At 51.8% G+C, this 16,480-nt stretch carries 22 protein-coding genes; 17 read left to right on the top strand and 5 right to left on the bottom strand.

What is annotated here, in order from left to right; all coding sequences use genetic code 11:
- Positions 1 to 20 precede the first annotated feature (20 nt).
- Positions 21 to 968 carry a DUF1385 domain-containing protein gene (locus ACFOUO_RS15570; protein ID WP_380706060.1) on the bottom strand — a complete coding sequence of 316 codons (948 nt, stop codon included), beginning with the start codon at positions 966 to 968 and terminating at the stop codon, positions 21 to 23.
- A 278-nt stretch (positions 969 to 1,246) separates the two neighbouring features.
- Between ACFOUO_RS15570 and aroQ the strand changes: the two genes are divergently transcribed.
- The 3 genes from aroQ to efp are packed head-to-tail and all read left to right on the top strand — an operon-like array spanning position 1,247 to position 3,353.
- A complete protein-coding gene (gene aroQ, locus ACFOUO_RS15565; protein ID WP_380706059.1) occupies positions 1,247 to 1,690 on the top strand; it encodes a type II 3-dehydroquinate dehydratase in 444 nt (147 codons plus the stop codon).
- Positions 1,691 to 1,701: 11 nt separating this feature from the next.
- Positions 1,702 to 2,772 (top strand): M24 family metallopeptidase, encoded by a 1,071-nt coding sequence (locus ACFOUO_RS15560; protein ID WP_380706058.1) that lies wholly within the window; start codon positions 1,702 to 1,704, stop codon positions 2,770 to 2,772.
- A gap of 23 nt (positions 2,773 to 2,795) precedes the next feature.
- On the top strand, positions 2,796 to 3,353 hold the full coding sequence (gene efp, locus ACFOUO_RS15555) for an elongation factor P (protein WP_380706057.1): 558 nt from the start codon (positions 2,796 to 2,798) through the stop codon (positions 3,351 to 3,353).
- Positions 3,354 to 3,390: 37 nt separating this feature from the next.
- Here efp and ACFOUO_RS15550 read toward each other — a convergent pair whose 3' ends face one another.
- From ACFOUO_RS15550 to ACFOUO_RS15535, 4 genes are all read right to left on the bottom strand, one after another.
- Positions 3,391 to 3,846 (bottom strand): DUF441 domain-containing protein, encoded by a 456-nt coding sequence (locus ACFOUO_RS15550; protein ID WP_380706271.1) that lies wholly within the window; start codon positions 3,844 to 3,846, stop codon positions 3,391 to 3,393.
- A 75-nt stretch (positions 3,847 to 3,921) separates the two neighbouring features.
- Positions 3,922 to 4,626 carry a 2-phosphosulfolactate phosphatase gene (locus tag ACFOUO_RS15545; RefSeq protein ID WP_380706056.1) on the bottom strand — a complete coding sequence of 235 codons (705 nt, stop codon included), beginning with the start codon at positions 4,624 to 4,626 and terminating at the stop codon, positions 3,922 to 3,924.
- Positions 4,626 to 5,444: a phosphosulfolactate synthase gene (locus ACFOUO_RS15540; protein ID WP_380706055.1), complete on the bottom strand. Its 819-nt coding sequence runs from the start codon at positions 5,442 to 5,444 to the stop codon at positions 4,626 to 4,628. The genes ACFOUO_RS15545 and ACFOUO_RS15540 overlap by 1 nt, the downstream gene beginning before the upstream one ends.
- Before the next feature lie 97 nt (positions 5,445 to 5,541).
- Entirely contained in the window at positions 5,542 to 6,747 is a 1,206-nt protein-coding gene (locus ACFOUO_RS15535; RefSeq protein WP_380706270.1) for an MFS transporter, read from the bottom strand.
- A gap of 209 nt (positions 6,748 to 6,956) precedes the next feature.
- Between ACFOUO_RS15535 and ACFOUO_RS15530 the strand changes: the two genes are divergently transcribed.
- The 14 genes from ACFOUO_RS15530 (at position 6,957) to ACFOUO_RS15465 (ending at position 16,439) form a co-directional block, all read left to right on the top strand.
- On the top strand, positions 6,957 to 7,427 hold the full coding sequence (locus ACFOUO_RS15530; protein ID WP_380706054.1) for a CD1247 N-terminal domain-containing protein: 471 nt from the start codon (positions 6,957 to 6,959) through the stop codon (positions 7,425 to 7,427).
- Positions 7,428 to 7,598: 171 nt separating this feature from the next.
- On the top strand, positions 7,599 to 8,564 hold the full coding sequence (gene spoIIIAA / locus ACFOUO_RS15525) for a stage III sporulation protein AA (protein ID WP_380706053.1): 966 nt from the start codon (positions 7,599 to 7,601) through the stop codon (positions 8,562 to 8,564).
- Positions 8,558 to 9,076 carry a stage III sporulation protein SpoIIIAB gene (gene spoIIIAB / locus ACFOUO_RS15520; RefSeq protein WP_380706052.1) on the top strand — a complete coding sequence of 173 codons (519 nt, stop codon included), beginning with the start codon at positions 8,558 to 8,560 and terminating at the stop codon, positions 9,074 to 9,076. Before spoIIIAA ends, spoIIIAB begins: the two co-directional genes overlap by 7 nt.
- A gap of 16 nt (positions 9,077 to 9,092) precedes the next feature.
- Positions 9,093 to 9,299: a stage III sporulation protein AC gene (gene spoIIIAC / locus ACFOUO_RS15515; RefSeq protein ID WP_380706051.1), complete on the top strand. Its 207-nt coding sequence runs from the start codon at positions 9,093 to 9,095 to the stop codon at positions 9,297 to 9,299.
- Between the two features lie 19 nt (positions 9,300 to 9,318).
- Positions 9,319 to 9,708 carry a stage III sporulation protein AD gene (spoIIIAD, locus tag ACFOUO_RS15510; protein ID WP_380706050.1) on the top strand — a complete coding sequence of 130 codons (390 nt, stop codon included), beginning with the start codon at positions 9,319 to 9,321 and terminating at the stop codon, positions 9,706 to 9,708.
- Between the two features lie 11 nt (positions 9,709 to 9,719).
- On the top strand, positions 9,720 to 10,925 hold the full coding sequence (gene spoIIIAE / locus ACFOUO_RS15505; protein ID WP_380706049.1) for a stage III sporulation protein AE: 1,206 nt from the start codon (positions 9,720 to 9,722) through the stop codon (positions 10,923 to 10,925).
- 9 nt (positions 10,926 to 10,934) lie between these two features.
- Positions 10,935 to 11,591, top strand: a complete 657-nt coding sequence (spoIIIAF, locus tag ACFOUO_RS15500; protein ID WP_380706048.1) for a stage III sporulation protein AF — start codon at positions 10,935 to 10,937, stop codon at positions 11,589 to 11,591.
- An 11-nt stretch (positions 11,592 to 11,602) separates the two neighbouring features.
- Positions 11,603 to 12,238 carry a stage III sporulation protein AG gene (gene spoIIIAG / locus ACFOUO_RS15495; protein WP_380706047.1) on the top strand — a complete coding sequence of 212 codons (636 nt, stop codon included), beginning with the start codon at positions 11,603 to 11,605 and terminating at the stop codon, positions 12,236 to 12,238.
- Positions 12,239 to 12,251: 13 nt separating this feature from the next.
- Positions 12,252 to 12,818: a SpoIIIAH-like family protein gene (locus ACFOUO_RS15490; RefSeq protein ID WP_380706046.1), complete on the top strand. Its 567-nt coding sequence runs from the start codon at positions 12,252 to 12,254 to the stop codon at positions 12,816 to 12,818.
- A gap of 498 nt (positions 12,819 to 13,316) precedes the next feature.
- A complete protein-coding gene (accB, locus tag ACFOUO_RS15485) occupies positions 13,317 to 13,814 on the top strand; it encodes an acetyl-CoA carboxylase biotin carboxyl carrier protein (protein WP_380706269.1) in 498 nt (165 codons plus the stop codon).
- 23 nt (positions 13,815 to 13,837) lie between these two features.
- Entirely contained in the window at positions 13,838 to 15,187 is a 1,350-nt protein-coding gene (gene accC / locus ACFOUO_RS15480; protein WP_380706045.1) for an acetyl-CoA carboxylase biotin carboxylase subunit, read from the top strand.
- A gap of 3 nt (positions 15,188 to 15,190) precedes the next feature.
- Positions 15,191 to 15,607: an Asp23/Gls24 family envelope stress response protein gene (locus tag ACFOUO_RS15475; RefSeq protein ID WP_380706044.1), complete on the top strand. Its 417-nt coding sequence runs from the start codon at positions 15,191 to 15,193 to the stop codon at positions 15,605 to 15,607.
- A gap of 36 nt (positions 15,608 to 15,643) precedes the next feature.
- Positions 15,644 to 16,210, top strand: a complete 567-nt coding sequence (gene amaP / locus ACFOUO_RS15470; RefSeq protein ID WP_380706043.1) for an alkaline shock response membrane anchor protein AmaP — start codon at positions 15,644 to 15,646, stop codon at positions 16,208 to 16,210.
- A 13-nt stretch (positions 16,211 to 16,223) separates the two neighbouring features.
- On the top strand, positions 16,224 to 16,439 hold the full coding sequence (locus tag ACFOUO_RS15465) for a DUF2273 domain-containing protein (protein ID WP_380706042.1): 216 nt from the start codon (positions 16,224 to 16,226) through the stop codon (positions 16,437 to 16,439).
- The last annotated feature ends 41 nt before the right edge of the window (positions 16,440 to 16,480 follow it).

Below are 16,480 nucleotides of genomic sequence, written 5' to 3'. Positions count from 1 at the left end.
ATCGTCGTCCCACCAACGGGTCAGCCGGAGTGGGCCAGGGAAGAACCATCTACAGGTTCCGTCGCTCTTTCGTCCAGTTCGTGCATGCGGTTAAAAGCGGTGATGGCCACTTCCACTTGCTCATCCAGGGGTTGGCGTGTGGTCAATTTTTGTAGCCAAAGCCCCGGATAACCCAGATAAGTGAGTACCGGGATGTCCCGGATAGCATTGGTCATACGCAAAAGTTCATAGGAGAGACCAATGACTACCGGGAGAAGAATCAAGCGGGTGGTGATGCGGTCCCATACATTGTCGTAACTAAAGAAAGAGTAAAGAATCACACCTGTAATGATGGTCAAAATAATGAAACTGCTACCGCATCGGTAATGAAGGGTCGATTGTTTTTGAACGTTTTCTACTGTTAATTCTACCCCGGATTCATACGCGTTAATCACTTTGTGTTCGGCTCCGTGGTATTGGAACAATCGTTTTACTACGGGGGTCTGGGCAATTGCCAAGAGATATCCGAGCAGAAGGAAGGTCTTGATCGCTCCTTCCAGCAAGTTTTGGATGATCAGGTTGCTGATAATCCCGTCGAACAGGAGACTAGCGAGGAAAGCGGGAAGGGCGGTGAAAACGGCTTTTCCGAAGATCAAGGATAGGACACCGACAGCGGTAACCCCGATGATCATCTGCAATTTTGTAAGGGATTCCGACGGCTCTTCCCCTGGTTCCAGGTCGTAGCGTTCGGTTGCAAACTGGAGGTGCGTGGCACCGGAAGCGCTAGCGGTTACCAGGGCGAAAATCCCCCGGAAGACGGGGAGTTTTTTCAGAAAATCCAGCCCTCCTGTTGTAGGAGTCCGTGTAACCTCAAAGGTTTCGATCTCGCCGTTTTTACGCCTGACAGCGGTCACCTGGGCCCGCTGCCCGCCAAACATCACTCCTTCGACGACTGCTTGGCCGCCGTAGGCAATCGGTTTCTCTGCCACTGACTCTTTCCACCACCTCAGTAAATGTCAAGGATGCTTGTTCATAGGATTTGTTAGGATGTGGTACGCTTATTGTATCATATCGATAAAGGATTCGATAACACAGATCGATTTGAAATCCACATTTTTACTATTTGTCGGACGGGAGTAACCAGCTTCTTGAGGCCCATATTAGGATGTGTCTGACACGGGAGTCGTATGCTCAAAAGGGGATTGGCGGTCTTCCGGCAACCGCTTTTTGGTGATACAATGACGAAGGGATGAACGGGGGTGAAGCCTTGCCGAAGGTTCTGGTATTACACGGCCCCAATTTAAACATGTTGGGGAAACGGGAGCCTGATGTATACGGGCACGAAACCTTGGATCAAGTGAATAACCGCCTGATAAAGATGGGGACGGAAATGGGTCTGACCGTAGAAACCTACCAGTCCAACCATGAGGGGCACCTCATTGATCGAATCCATAGTGCTGAAGGGACTGTCGACGCCATTCTTATTAACCCAGGGGCGCTGACTCATTATAGTTACGCTCTTCGTGATGCTTTAGCGTCGATTGCTGTCCCCGCGATTGAAGTACATATCTCGAATATTCATCAGCGGGAATCCTTTCGGGAACGTTCCGTTACTGCTCCTGTTACTCACGGCCAGATTGTCGGTTTCGGAACGTTTGGTTACGAACTTGCCCTGACAGCTGTAGTGAAGACGCTCCATGTTTTCGATTGAGGGGGAAAAGTATGGAAAAACGACTTTCCAGGTTGCGTAAAAGGATGACTGAGGAAAATCTGGAGGCTTTACTCATTTCCAACCCGATCAACCGTCGCTACCTCACAGGCTTTACCGGGTCGGCGGGATGGGTGTTGATCACGGGAGATCAACAATATCTCATCTCTGATTTTCGGTACGACCTCCAAGTGAAGGAACAGGCTCCGGGTTTCACCTTTGTCAGACATGCGGGGAATCCCTTTAAAGATGTGAAAGAATTGATGGGCAAAGCCGGTGTGAAAGAGGTCGCTTTTGAACAGGATGATCTCACTTTTCGCCAGTTTAAAAAACTGGAGGAAGCACTGGATGGGATCCGTCCGGTTGCAAAAAGCGGCATCGTCGAAAAACTGAGGGAAATCAAAGAGGAGGAGGAGCTCGTTCTCATGCGGGAAGCGGCGGCGATCGCCGACCGTGCCTTTGAGGCGGTCCTGAAAGAGATTCGTCCTGGACGGACTGAAAAGGAAATCGACCTCAAGCTGGAGTTCCTAATGAGGGAAATGGGAGCCACTTCCTCCTCATTCGCCACGATCGTAGCTTCCGGGCCCCGTTCTGCTTTGCCTCACGGGGTTGCCAGTGACCGGGTATTGGAAAAAGGAGATCTGGTAACGCTGGATTTTGGTGCTCTATACAAGGGATATTGTTCAGATATGACACGGACGGTTGCCTTGGGTAAACTCGAGCCGAAACAGAAGGAAATTTACGATATCGTTCTTACAGCTCAGAAAAAAGCCGTCGATGCTCTCCGCCCGGGGATCACCGGAAAAGAAGGGGACGCAGCGGCGCGGGATGTTATCGAGGAACAGGGGTATGGGGAGTACTTTGGTCATACCACTGGTCACGGTTTGGGGATGGAAGTTCATGAACTTCCGAGCCTATCTCATCGGAGCGACACGCCTCTTGAACCCGGAATGGTCGTAACGGTGGAACCGGGGATCTATCTACCGGAAACAGGCGGGGTACGGATCGAGGACGATGTGTTGGTGACGAAAGAAGGGCATGAAGTTTTTACCTCTAGTCCAAAAGAGTTGATCATCATTGATTGATAACACTGATCGGGGGGATACCCATGGTTTCTACCAATGAATTTCGGACAGGTCTAACCATTGAATTGGACGGGGATGTGTGGCAAGTTATCGAATTTCAACATGTGAAGCCGGGAAAAGGAGCGGCTTTTGTTCGATCCAAGCTTCGTAACCTGCGTAACGGGAACATTGCCGAACGCACCTTTCGCGCCGGTGAAAAGATGGGCCGAGCCCATGTGGAAACCCGCCAGACGCAATTTCTCTATGAAAGTGGCGGCGAGTATACTTTCATGGATAACGAGACCTATGACCAAATTAATATTCCTGGGGACAAGCTGGAGCGAGAACTAAAGTTCCTCAAAGAGAACATGAATGTCAACTTGGTCCTATATCAAGGGGAGACACTAGGTGTTGATCTTCCCAACACGGTGGAGCTGGAAGTGGTGGAGACCGATCCGGGGATCCGCGGCGATACAGCGACGGGCGGAACGAAACCGGCCAAACTGGAAACGGGCTTGGTGGTACAAGTTCCCCTCTTCATCAATCAGGGAGATCGCCTGATCATTGATACCCGTAAAGAAGAATACGTTTCCCGGGCATAACGGAGAAAAGACTGCCAGAACTCGCTGGCAGTCTTTTTTATGGCCAAATCCAACCGATCATTTTTAGGAGGAATGCTGTAATGCCTGCCGCCATTAACGGACCGACGGGAATTCCTCGTAAAAAGATGATGCCGAAAATAGAACCGATCACTAAGCCGATGATCATCTGGGGATCCACTTTGAGAAGATCCAATCCCTTGCCGTTCATATAGGTAGCCAACGCTCCACCGGTAAGGGCCAGAATCCCCGGAACAGAGGTGAAGACGGACCATACTTCTTTCAGTGAGATACGGCCCGAGGCAAAGGGAACAAGGACGGCGATGGTCAGGAATAAGAGCCCGACTTCCAATCCCCGGCGTTCTACCGCCGGAAAAAACCGCTCCAGGTGGGTCAGTTTTAAAATTAAGAGGAGACTGGCGGCGGTGGCGATGATCGGTGAACGGCCAACCAGCCCGATAACGATCAACAGCACGAGCAGGAGGTCAGGTCTCATGTCCATCCCCTTGTCCACATCAGTTTACTTTCACTGTATGACGGGACAGGAAAAAATAGTCGTCCAGTCCTGGTTTTAGAGGGTGAGGTACCCTTCCTTCCAGCGGGGGACGGCATTACAGCTGTCTACCTGTAAACAATCCATAACATCCTGCTTATGTCCACGTCCGATTAAACGTTGGCCGGATTGGCTTTGAGAAAGGGTTTCCCAGAGATGGCTTCGACAGGAGAGCCAGCTGTGTAAAAGAGCCCGCCCGAGGTCGTCCACCCCCAAGGAGGGGTCAAGGGCAGACAATCGATGCAGGATCAACCCGGCCGCGATCCCATCCTCTAAAGAGAAATGCCCGCGGGTCCCAGCACAAAGGAAAACCACATCCCGATGCAGTGATTGAACAACTCGAGCGCAAGCAGAGGCGTTCAAAAAACATCCGATTAAGATATCGGACGCTTTGGAAGCCTTCATAAGAGCACGGGTGCCGTTGGTGGTCGTCATGACAATTCCTTTGTTACGAATGGCAGGGGAGGCATAATCCGCGGGGGAATTACCTAGATCAAATCCTTCCAATGGCTTGCTGAATCGTTCTCCCCCAGTGAGAATGCCATCACCTGACTGTTCACGGGCTTCTGAGACGGTTTCCGCCGGACGCACCCAGGATGCTCCGTGAAGGAGCGCGGTGACGATGCAACTAGAGGCTCGAAAAGCGTCGATCACGACGACGGTTCTGTTGGTGAGGGTATCGCTGTGAAGTTCGTCCACACTGGGGAGTACAGAGGTGATCATTAGACAGGCCCTTCCTGCGTGGTGGATCCAAAAGTGAAAAACGTGTCGGAGCGTAGCCCACGGCGAAGAGATTCAACGGAAAGAACTTCTGTCACAGGGATATTTCCCAAGTTGGCTTCTGCTCCTAGCAATTGAAGAATGGTGACTTGTTGACCGCTCTGTGGGCATTCCCACCAAATTCGTTCCGGCTCCACTCGACTACAGATATCATGCACATAGTTGGTATCGATCTCCCCGGACGCATTGAAAATTCCGATGCTACGGCCTGATTCCCGTCCTTCAATGATGACAAAGGATGCGCCACATGCGCGATCCTGCCGGAATGTTTCCGCCAGCAAATCAATCGGAGTGACAGACCCTTTTTCTTTTTTTCCGATCTCTGTAATGACTTGGAAAGAAAAGGAGCGAGCCATCTCAATAGCATGGGAACGCTCGGTGGCGGATAATTCCAGTGAACCGTCGGAGATCTCTACCCAATCGAAACCAATTTCCGATAGGGTTTGAAAATAGCCGGTTATTTCCCTTTGGGCACAGGCCACTTCAAAAAAGGTACCCCCCGGATATAAATAAACACCGTATTGTTTAGCCAGACGCAGCTTTTCCCGCAGCACGGGCAGGGGAGTAATGCTGGCTGTCCCGAAACCGAGTTTGATGTAGTCGATGTAATCACCAGCGAGTTCTAAAAGGTCTCGGAAGGCAGACAGTCCGAGCCCCTTGTCAATGATCATTGTCAGACCGGCGGTCCGGGGTTTGGCTTTCCGTGAGAGCGAAGGGTCCATGAGGCGACTGCCCCATGTTGTTTCGGCAAAGGGGTCCATGTGGCTCTCCTCGCTTTCGGTCGGGTCATTCGCTCATAGGGTATGCCGCATGGGGTGTCTAGGTGCCCGAACTTCATACAATCAAAAAGACCCCGCCTCATGACGGGGTGGGATCCGGTCGACGGAGGCGGTTGCCTCGCATGTAATAACGGGTTTGTCCATCTTTCCCTCGAAGCCCTTCTGGCTGTTTCATAAACAAAAGAGTTAAAACAGCAACCCCGGCTGCCAGTAGGGCATTGCCGAGAAACAGCCACATTTTAACATTGGCCAAGGCCCCAAACAATGGCGGGCCCATAGCTACACCAAGGAAGCGGACGCTTCCATAAAAGGATGTGATAATTCCACGTTCTTTCGTACCCACGGCAGAAGTAATTAAGGTGTTGAGACAGGGGAGGACAAGGCCGCTACCTGCACCAATCCCAACTAAAACGGTAAGCAATATATAAGTATTTGAAACAAAGGGGACAATCCCCATTCCAAGGGCGACCGTGAACAGCCCGATCACGATCAATCGTTTCATCAGGCGGGTTTTTTGCCGAATATGACTTCCAGCGTAGTAAGAGATACTGCTCATCGCCAATAAAGGAATCGCTAAAACCAGTCCCTTTGGCACCCCATCTAGACCATAGCGTCTTTCCAGAAAATCAGACAGGTAAAAGAGAACCCCGAACAAGATGAAAAGGGTGACTGATCCGGCCAAAAAAGCGACCAGTAGCCAGGTTCCCTGGCGTTTCCAGGTACGGATAAGATGATCCCGGTATTGAGACAAGGGCAGAGGGTCTCGGTTCTTTTTTTCTTTGATGACAAACCAAATGGCCAAAGCGATGGGAACACAAAGGATAGGAAAGATAAAAAAGAGGGCGTACCAAGTGATCAGAGCAATTAGAGAGCCCAGGATTGGGCTGAGAACCTTCCCCATGCCATTGGCAGCTTCGATAATTCCAAGTGCCCTACTACGTTCTCCTTTCTGATATAGGTCACTTACCAGGGCCATAGCGATGGGAGCGGTGCCAGCAGCTCCGATGCCCTGGAGAATGCGCCCGGTTAACATCAAGCCGTAGAGTCCCCCGCCCCATACAGAGGCAAATCCGGTTAAAAGCCCTCCAGCCCCATACAAAAGCAGGGCCGGGGCAATGACGATTCTCCGGCCAAACCGATCGGACAGAATGCCTGCCAAAGGAATGATTATACCGGCGGGTACGGAAAAAAGGGTGATTAACAAGCTGACCTGGAATTGGGAAATATCCAGGGCGGAACGGATCGTGGGTAAAACTGGAATCAGCATGGAGTTGCCCAATACCATGATTAAAGGAACACAGCTTAGGATCAGGATGGTTCCTGTTCCAGTTTTATCGTCCTTCTGTTTAGAACCCAAATGGTTTCACCTCGACTCCTTCTTGTTCATCGGTTAGGTTACCCAAGATCCGTTTATATATGGCGAAGGCATCGAGGTATTTCATGGCGGATAACGGGTGAAACTAACGACAAACCCACGGGAAGGACGGGATCAATATGGATGTGCAAACCGACCGATTGCGCCGGGATCTGGCTTTTATTCAGGGATTGATGGAAGGAAACCAGCAATTGAGCAATAGTCCGGAAGGAATGGTGTTAAATCGTTTACTCACAGTGATGGACCAAGTTGCGGAGGAAAATGAACAACTACACGTACGCCTGACGGAGCTGGAAGATTATGTGGAAGCTGTAGACGAGGATTTAAATGAGGTGGAACTCCTTGTTTATGACGAGCCCGATTGGGGAGAAGAGGAAGAGGAGGACATTGGTTTTTGGGAGGTTGCCTGTCCGGAGTGTCAGCGGCCCGTCCTGGTGGATGAAGAAATTTTTGAAGAACGAAGTGAGGCCGACGTGATGTGCCCCCGGTGCGAAACCGTGCTTCGGGTGAGCGATGAAGGGGAGGTTCGAGAAAAGGGAACGGTTTCCGAAGGTGATTTCCGAAACGGAGAAGTGAGCCTCCCCCAATAAAAACGAAGCGGAAATCTTTCACCCGGATGAACTCTCCGTCATCCGGTTTTTTTAATAGAGCGAGCCGACCTCTGTATCAGGGGTTGGCTCTCTTTTTTGGAAAGGCGTCATATTGGGAGTCTAGAGGCCATAACTATTAGGTAAATCCAGTGTGGACAGGAGGTCGCTAGGATGAGTTCTCCCATATGGAAATTGCTCCCTCTGTCCATTCGCCGCATGGTAGAAACGTTGCCTGAACGGATCCGGAACGGACTCGAAGAAGTCCGGGTGCGGGAAGCGCGGCCCCTGGAGGTGATTACCCCATTCGGTTCTTGGTTCGTTACCTCCGATGGGCGGCCGACCGAACGGGCGAAGGAAGGGTATTGTCCCGACCGAGAGGTGTGCAAGAAGATGCTCAATCTCATCAGTAACCACTCTCTCTACGCGTTAGAAGAGGAGCTCCGCCGAGGATACGTCACGATTCAAGGGGGGCACCGAATTGGTCTAGCTGGTCGCGTGGTGGTGGAAGGGGGACAGGTTAAACATCTGAGGGAGGTATCCGGATTTAACCTACGTATCGCCCGACAAGTGAAAGGGGTGGCGAAGCCTGTTATTCCCTTACTCTTTGAGGAAGGAAACCTGGAAAACCTGTTGATTGTCTCCCCTCCCCAGTGCGGAAAAACCACGCTGCTTCGCGACCTGGCCCGTTGTTTGAGCGAGGGGACAGGTACCTTTCCCTCTCATAAGGTTGGGGTGGTGGATGAACGCTCGGAGATCGCCGGTTGTGTCGACGGAGTTCCCCAGCATGACATCGGCTCGCGCACCGATGTCCTGGATGGCTGTCCGAAAGCCGAGGGAATGATGATGCTGATTCGGTCGATGTCCCCGGATCTGCTCGTGGTGGACGAGATTGGGAGGCAGGAGGACAGTGAGGCGGTCTTTGAAGCGATTCATGCGGGGGTGCGTCTTTTCACCACCGCCCACGGGCGGTCGATGGAGGAGGTGTGCCGAAGGCCGGCACTGGCTCGTCTTGTTCAGGAAGGAGTCTTCGGACGGTACATTCTGCTCAGCCGAACCCGGGGGCCTGGGACGGTGGAAGGGGTTTATAATGCGGCGATGAACCGCTTGTCCCTTCGAGGGGCGGCAATGCAGTGCTAAAGTTGATCGGAGCCTCCCTCATCCTGCTGTCATCCAGTGCTGTCGGCTTCCGGGTCGCCCGAGCTTATGCGGAACGTCCTCGGCAAATTCGGCAACTGTTGGTTTCCCTGTCCCTCTTGGAGACGGAAATTTCTTACGGATCTCGCCGGTTGGATGCGGTATGCGAACACTTGTCCCGGCGGGAACGGGAGCCCGCACGGAGCCTGTTCGGACGTTGTGCGGAATACCTTCACACTTTGGACGGGGTTTCCACTTTCGAGTGTTGGAAGCAGTCAGTGGAAGAAACGTGGCCTTACACCTCGATGAAGGAGCCGGAGAAGGAGGTGTTAATCGACTTCGGAAAAACTCTGGGGGTCTCCGACCGAGCCGACCAGTTGCAGCACCTGCACCGGACCCAATCCAATCTTTCGGCGGAGGAAAGCCGAGCCCGGGAAGAACAGGCCCGTTATGAAAAAATGTGCCGGAGCTTAGGTGTCCTGGCAGGTGCGCTGATCGTCATTCTGATCTATTAGGTGGGGGGAGACACCGATGCCTTACAACGTCGACGCCATTTTCCAGATTGCAGGAATCGGGATTATCGTCGCGATGATGCACACGGTGCTAAAACAAATGGGGAAAGAAGAGTATGCCCACTGGGTGACCCTGATCGGGTTTGTGGTGGTGCTGTTCATGGTGGTTGTTCTGGTCCAGGATCTGTTCCAGACCATTAAAAACGTATTTCTATTCCAGAGTTAACGGCAGGGAGGCGGTCCACTTGGAAATTATCCAGGTGGTGGGGCTGGGACTCATCTCCACATTCCTCATCCTGGTCGTTAAAGAACAGAAACCCACTTTTGCTTTCTTGCTGGCCACCTTTACGGGTGTGATCATCTTCCTCAGCCTGATCGGTAAGATCTCCGATGTCCTTCATGTGCTGACACAACTGGCGGAGAAAGCGAAAGTGAACACGATGTTTCTGGAGACGATCTTAAAAATCATCGGAATTGCTTATATCGCGGAATTTGGCGCTCAGGTGACCCGGGATGCGGGACAAGGATCCATCGCTTCCAAAATCGAATTGGCGGGCAAGATCCTCATCATGGTGATGGCCATCCCGATCATCACGATGATTATCGAAACGGTCGTCCAAATTCTACCCTCGTAAGGATGGTTTCCATGGCCCACTGGTTACGTACAATCGGTCTCCTGGCCCTTTTTTTCGGCCTCCTGTCTCCGCCGATAGCATTCGCTGCATCGAATTCTACTAACGATGGGGACGGATCCTTGGAGGAGAAAGTGATCCGCAGCCAGCTTGATCGCCTTCAGACAGAAAAAGTGGAGGATTTCTGGAAGGAGCTTCAGGGAGAATACGGCCGGTATCTTCCCCGTGAAGCAGGCGGTGATCTCTTCGATATCATTCTTTCCCAGGCAAAAAAGGGATGGGAATGGGGAGATTTCTTTACCGCCTTCGTGAAATATTTCTTTCACGAAGTCCTGTACAATGGGAAGCTTCTCGGAACCATTATTGTGCTGACAGTGTTCAGCATGATCTTATCGACTCTACAGACAGCATTCGAACGGAATCAGGTAAGCAAAATAGCATATGCCATCGCTTTTATGGTCATTATCATCCTGGCGATGGACAGCTTCTCCGCTGCTGTGGAATCTGCCAAAACAGCGATCGGCAGCATGATCGATTTCATGATGGCCCTGATTCCCCTGGTTTTGACGCTCCTTGCCTCCATGGGAAACTTCGGTTCGGTGGGCATGTTTCACCCGCTGATTGTCCTGATGGTCCATCTGATCGGGAAAACGATTTATTCCTTAGTTTTCCCCCTTCTGTTCTTCTCGGCAGTACTTTCCATCGTCAGCTGTTTATCAGATAAGTACAAGGTCGACCATTTGGCCAACCTTTTGCGAAAAATTAGTGTAGGGCTGTTGGGCAGCCTCCTAACCGTCTTTCTCGGCATTATCTCTGTGCAGGGGGCGACGGCGGCGGTGACTGACGGAGTGGCGGTTCGGACGGCGAAGTATGTGACGGGGAATTTTGTTCCAGTGGTGGGACGAATGTTCTCCGATGCCGCCGATACGGTGGTCGGTGCCTCCTTGCTGGTGAAAAACGCGGTGGGAATGGCTGGGGTGTTGATCCTTCTTTTTATCAGCGCTTTCCCTGCGCTGAAGATTCTCTCCCTGGCTTTTATCTACAGTTTTTCGGCGGCAGTGATGCAACCTTTAGGCCACAGCCCGATTATCGAGTGCCTCGGTATCATCTCCAAAACCCTGATCTATGTATTCGCCGCCCTGGCCACGGTGGGGATGATGTTTTTCCTGGCGATTACGATCATCGTGGCGGCGGGTAACATCTCGGTCATGATACGGTAGGTGAAAGCCGTGATCGAATTGGTTGCGGGTTGGCTGAAGCCCATCATTATATTGGTGCTGATTGCCACCTTTATGGATCTTCTTCTTCCCAACCATGCGATGGAGCGCTACGTCAAGCTAGTCATGGGCCTGTTGATCATCCTCGCCATTCTTTCCCCCATCTTCCAGTTTTTGCGCCAGGACATGGATCTCTCCTCTTTGACTAGTGGTGAAAGTACCGCTGGCAAAGAGAAGACCGCTTCCTTGGAGACGATACGTCGGGAGGGAAAGGCGATGAAAAAAGAACAGGACCGGTTGGTGGGAGAAGAAGTGAACAAACAGGTAGCTCGTACGGTTCAACAGGACGTGGAAAAACGCTTCCCCGTGGAAGTGGTGCGTGCCCAAATCAAAATGAAGGCGGAAAAAGGGGGTGGGACGACCCTGAACAAGATTTCCCTGATGTTTCGTCCCCAGCACCTGAAACGAAACCAGGAGGATGTCCGGTCGGTAGATGAAGTGGAGCCGGTCACCGTTGAACTGGACCCCCATAAAGAAACAGCGTCCAAAGGGGAGAAGGAAACGACTCCTGAAGAGGAGGGCTTAAAAAGCCGGATACGTCAGTATCTATCGGATACCTGGAAGCTGTCACCGAAGCAGATTCAAGTCTTGACCGAGCAAGGGTCCTGAGGGGGGAGCGCATGTTAAAGCGGTTGTTTGACCGGGTGGAGTCCTTCCTGGGGGGAGGAGAAAAAGGTGCCGGCAGGGTCAGCACCTTCCGCTGGCTCCTGATCCTCGGTTGCCTTGGCGTTGCGATCATGATATTGTCCTCCTTTTTCTCTGTCCATGAGGAGGCGCTACCGTCGGAGATTCCAGGGCCGAAGAAAGAGGAAGGAACGGCTGTTTCCAGCTGGAACAAAAATTCCGGCCCCTCGACAATGAAGGACTATGAAGAGGCTTATGAATCCGAACTATCCGAGGTTTTGGCCAAAGTGGTCGGGGTGGAGGATGTATCGGTGATGGTCAACCTAGAATCCTCCGAAGAGGAAGTGGTTCACAAGGATATTCGGCGTCAGGAACAAGTGACGGATGAAGAGGATACGCGAGGGGGAACACGCAAAATTCGAGAGTCTAACCAAGATGAAAAGGTGGTGTTGCAACGCAAGGGAGATGGAGACCAACCCATTATCCTTAAAAAGATTAAACCCCGAACACGGGGGGTGCTGGTAGTGGCTAGGGGTGCTGAAAATCTCAGGGTGAAGGCAGCGATTATTGAGGCAGTTCAGCGTGTGCTGGATGTACCCGTTCATCGTATTTCGGTTTTGCCAAAAGGATGAGGAGGGTGTAGAAATGAATATGAACAAACAAACGGTTTGGTTGGTGACGATGCTGACCTTGATGGTAGTCCTGTCCGCCTATTACATTGTGACCGGCCCCGTGGAACCTGCAAGTCAGACGGCTCAAGAGGAGAAAGACGGCAAGATGGGGAATGTAGAAGTGAAGACAAAGGAGACAAAGGCTCCGGTATCTGGTAAGGAAAAGGAAGCTTCCGCTACCCAAAAAGAGAATGACTATTTTGTGGGCTACCAGTTGCAGCGAAACTCTCTACGCTCAAAAATGACAGAAGAATACATGAAAGTGTTGACGGATCCTGAAGCTTCCAAGGAAAAGTTAAAGGATGCCGAAGCAAAAATCAATGAGTTGATGAAAGTAGACAAAACCGAGTCTGTGATGGAAGACCTGATCCGGAACGAAGGCTTCCGCGATGCGGTGGTCATCGAAAATGAGGACCAATTTGTCGATGTGATCGTGCAAAGCGACAAACTGAGCAAAGCCCAGGTCGTTAAGCTGATCGGGATGGTCAAGCAACAGATGGACGTATCTCCGACCCGGGTTTCCGTGGCTCATAAGCCATGACGCCAAATCACCGTCCACTTCTGAGTCGCATCCTTCAAGTGGACACAGGATCTCTATCCTGTGGCATCCTTGGAGGTTTTTTCTTGTAAAAGGTTAGCAAAAACCATGTTGACGGGATGGGTACTAGAATATTCCTGAAATGTACAGACTGCTGTTGAATAAACTTAGTCGACCATTCCTGGCCTGGAAAATCCGATTGAACGGTTCAACCTAACGCTTTTTAAAGGTTTTTTCTTCATCGGCCCCCCCACCTTCATGATATATTGAGAGGAGGCGGGGCTGTGATTGATTCTCCAGGATAGACAGCGTAAAATGGTCATAGCTTTGAACCCGAGGATCGAAGGAGTGGGGGCTGCTGCTGGCGGTTGAGGGGAAGCAACGGTTTAAGATAGAATGAGACGGTGCGAGTTTTTTCGCTGGGGTGCCGGTTGTACCCCTATGGCGGACAAGACCCCGCCAACAACAGGATAACATGGGAGGAGTAGATCAAACGTGCCGATGAAAATGCACGAGATTCGTGAACTGATCCGACTGGTAGATGAATCAACAATCGAAGAGTTTGAATTGGAAAACGACGGAACCAAAGTACTCGTGAAGAAAGCGGTGTCCGGTTCCCAAGTCACCCTTTCCCCGGCAGCCATGGAATCTGCCCCGGAACCCGCTCCGCAGCAGCGTCCGGCTCCGGCCCCGGTGGAACAGGTGGCTGCTAAGCCTGAAGCACCGGCTGACAAAGAAGCGTCAGAAGAGGATGCCAACCTGCAGAAAATTGTGTCACCGATGGTGGGAACCTTTTACCGCGCCCCTTCCCCAGATTCCGGCCCGTATGTGAATCCGGGAGACACGATTGAAGAAAAAACTGTCGTCTGTATCGTAGAAGCGATGAAACTGATGAATGAAATTGAAGCTGAGGTGCGCGGTGAAATCGTCAAAATCCTTGTTGAAAACGGGCAGCTGGTGGAGTATGGTCAACCGCTGTTTCTGGTGAAAACCAACTAACAGCGGAAGGGGTGAACAACATCATGTTTAAGAAAGTACTCGTTGCCAACCGCGGGGAAATCGCGGTCCGAGTGATTCGGGCGTGCCGCGAGTTGGGAATTGAAACCGTCGCTGTCTACTCTGAAGCGGACCGGGAGGCACTCCATGTCAAGCTGGCTGATGAAGCCTTTTGTGTCGGACCTGCTTCTTCGAGGGAAAGTTACCTCAATATGACCAATCTGATGAGCGTTGCCACGCTGGTAGAAGCCGATGCTATCCATCCCGGCTACGGATTTCTCGCAGAGAATGCTGATTTCGCCGAACTTTGTGCTGCATGTAACATTACTTTCATCGGTCCGTCCCCGGAAGCGATTATCAAGATGGGGGACAAGACAACAGCACGGGATACGATGAAAGAGGCTGGTGTTCCGGTCGTTCCGGGCACCGAAGGTGTCATTGAAGATGTGGATGTGGCCCTTGATACTGCCGGAAAGATCGGCTATCCCGTCATCGTCAAGGCGACAGCGGGGGGCGGCGGAAAAGGTATGCGCGTTGTACATACCGAGGATGAGCTGAAACGGGCCATCCGTATGGCTCAGCAGGAAGCCGAAGCCAATTTCGGTAATCCTGGTGTCTACATGGAGAAATATCTAATCGAACCCCGCCATATTGAAATCCAGGTGCTGGCTGATCAAGCAGGAAATACGATTCACCTGGGGGAGCGGGATTGCTCGATCCAACGCCGCTATCAGAAATTGATCGAAGAAGCCCCTTCTCCTGCCCTCGATCCGGAGCTGAGGAACCGGATGGGCAAAGCCGCTGTTGCGGCGGCTGAAGCTGTCGGGTATACCGGGGCGGGAACTGTGGAATTCCTTCTAGATAAGAAAGGCAACTTCTACTTTATGGAGATGAACACCCGGATTCAGGTGGAGCACCCTGTTACAGAGTTAGTAACCGGGGTGGATCTGGTGAAGGAGCAGCTCCTGGTAGCCGCGGGGCATCCGCTTTCTGTATCCCAGGAGGATATCGAGATCGATGGCTGGTCCATCGAATGTCGGATCAATGCTGAGGATCCAAACCGCAAGTTTATGCCGACCCCGGGAACGATCCAGTTTTATTTGCCTCCGGGTGGGGTTGGGGTGCGGGTGGACAGCGCTGCCTACCCCGGTTATAAAATCCCTCCGTTTTATGATTCAATGATTGCCAAGCTGATCGTTTGGGGAAAAGACAGAGAGGAAGCGATCCGCCGTATGCAGCGGGCGCTGTCTGAATTTGCCGTCGAGGGGGTTAGCACGACAATCCCCTTCCACATGAAACTGCTGTCCAACCGGAAGTTCCGTGAAGGTGATTTTCATATTCAGTTTCTGGAAACCGCCAATTTGGAGGAGGAATAACGGATGGAAAACGAGATTCAGCATAGGGAAGCGCATGTGACTGAGCTTGGCAAAGTGGAGATTGCCCCAGAGGTGATTCAGATCATCGCCGGGTTGGCAGCGGTCCAAGTGGATGGCGTATCCGGTACCAGCGGTGGTGTGGTGGGGGATATCACGCAATTCCTCGGACGCAAAAACCTGAAACAGGGGGTCAAAGTGGAATTAAGCGAAGATGCCCATATCACCGTATCGGTCATTGTGCAATACGGTCACTACATTCCCCGAGTGGGTAAAGAAGTCCAGGAGCGGGTGAAGAGCACCGTTGAATCGATGACGGGGTTGGCTGTGTCTGCTGTTACAACCCGGATCGTCGGAGTGAAATTCGTCGGTGACAATGAACGCGAGTCGCAGGAGCAGGAGCCTTCTCAGCGGGTTAATTAAGAAGGATAGCCGGTCAACCGGGAGGAGGAACAGGAAATGAGTAGGGCATGGAACCGTCTCCTCTTGACGCTATACAGTTTGGCTTTTCTTTTGCTGTCGGGGGCGGGAATTTTGGCTGGCATGGGGATGTGGTTGGGAAGGAAGCGGGTTGTGGATGGATGGGTGGACCGGTTCTACTCGGATCCTGCTCTTTGTTGGATGGTTCTGGTTGTCAGTATCGTTGTCTTTTTGATCAGCTTGCGGGTGATCTGGCAAGCCCTGTGGAATCGACAAGAAGACCGGGGTGTTGACAGGTTGACAGAAATTGGCCATGTTCGAATCTCCCTTCAGACATTGGAGAACCTTTCAGTCAAAGCAGCCTGCCGGGTGAGAGGGATCCGTAATCTAACGGCCCGGGTAAGACATGACGGTAACAACGCCTCGGTTGGGATTGGTTTAAAATTAACGGTAGACGGAGAAACTCCTATCCAGACCCTGTCGGAGCAATTACAGCATACGGTTAAAAACTACGTGGAAGAAGTCGCCGGTGTCGATGTCAACCAGATCTCTGTCTACATAGCGGACACCGTGCAACCGGATCGGACCCGAGTGCGCGTTGACTAAGGTGGTGGGAGACATGGACCGGTTGTGGGAGACCCATCGCGGACGGATGTTCGGGATCGGTGCGGGCATCTTTCTGGGATTTATTTATCTGATCTTCGGTTTATGGAAAACGTTGGTTTTTGGTGTTTTTATCCTGGCAGGATATCTGATTGGACAATGGATCGACAGCCGGGATGATCTGCGGGAGCTCCTGGATTCGGTGATCCCGGAAAAATGGTTGAGGAAATAGTTCCCGGCCTTTGCGGCGCGGGAATTTTTTTCGAAAGGAGG

This window comes from Salinithrix halophila (assembly GCF_042650125.1).
Taxonomy (GTDB): Bacteria; Bacillota; Bacilli; order Thermoactinomycetales; family DSM-45169; genus Salinithrix; species Salinithrix halophila.
The sequence above is the reverse complement of the archived record's forward strand: the minus strand, read 5'-3'. Positions and strand labels throughout refer to the sequence as shown.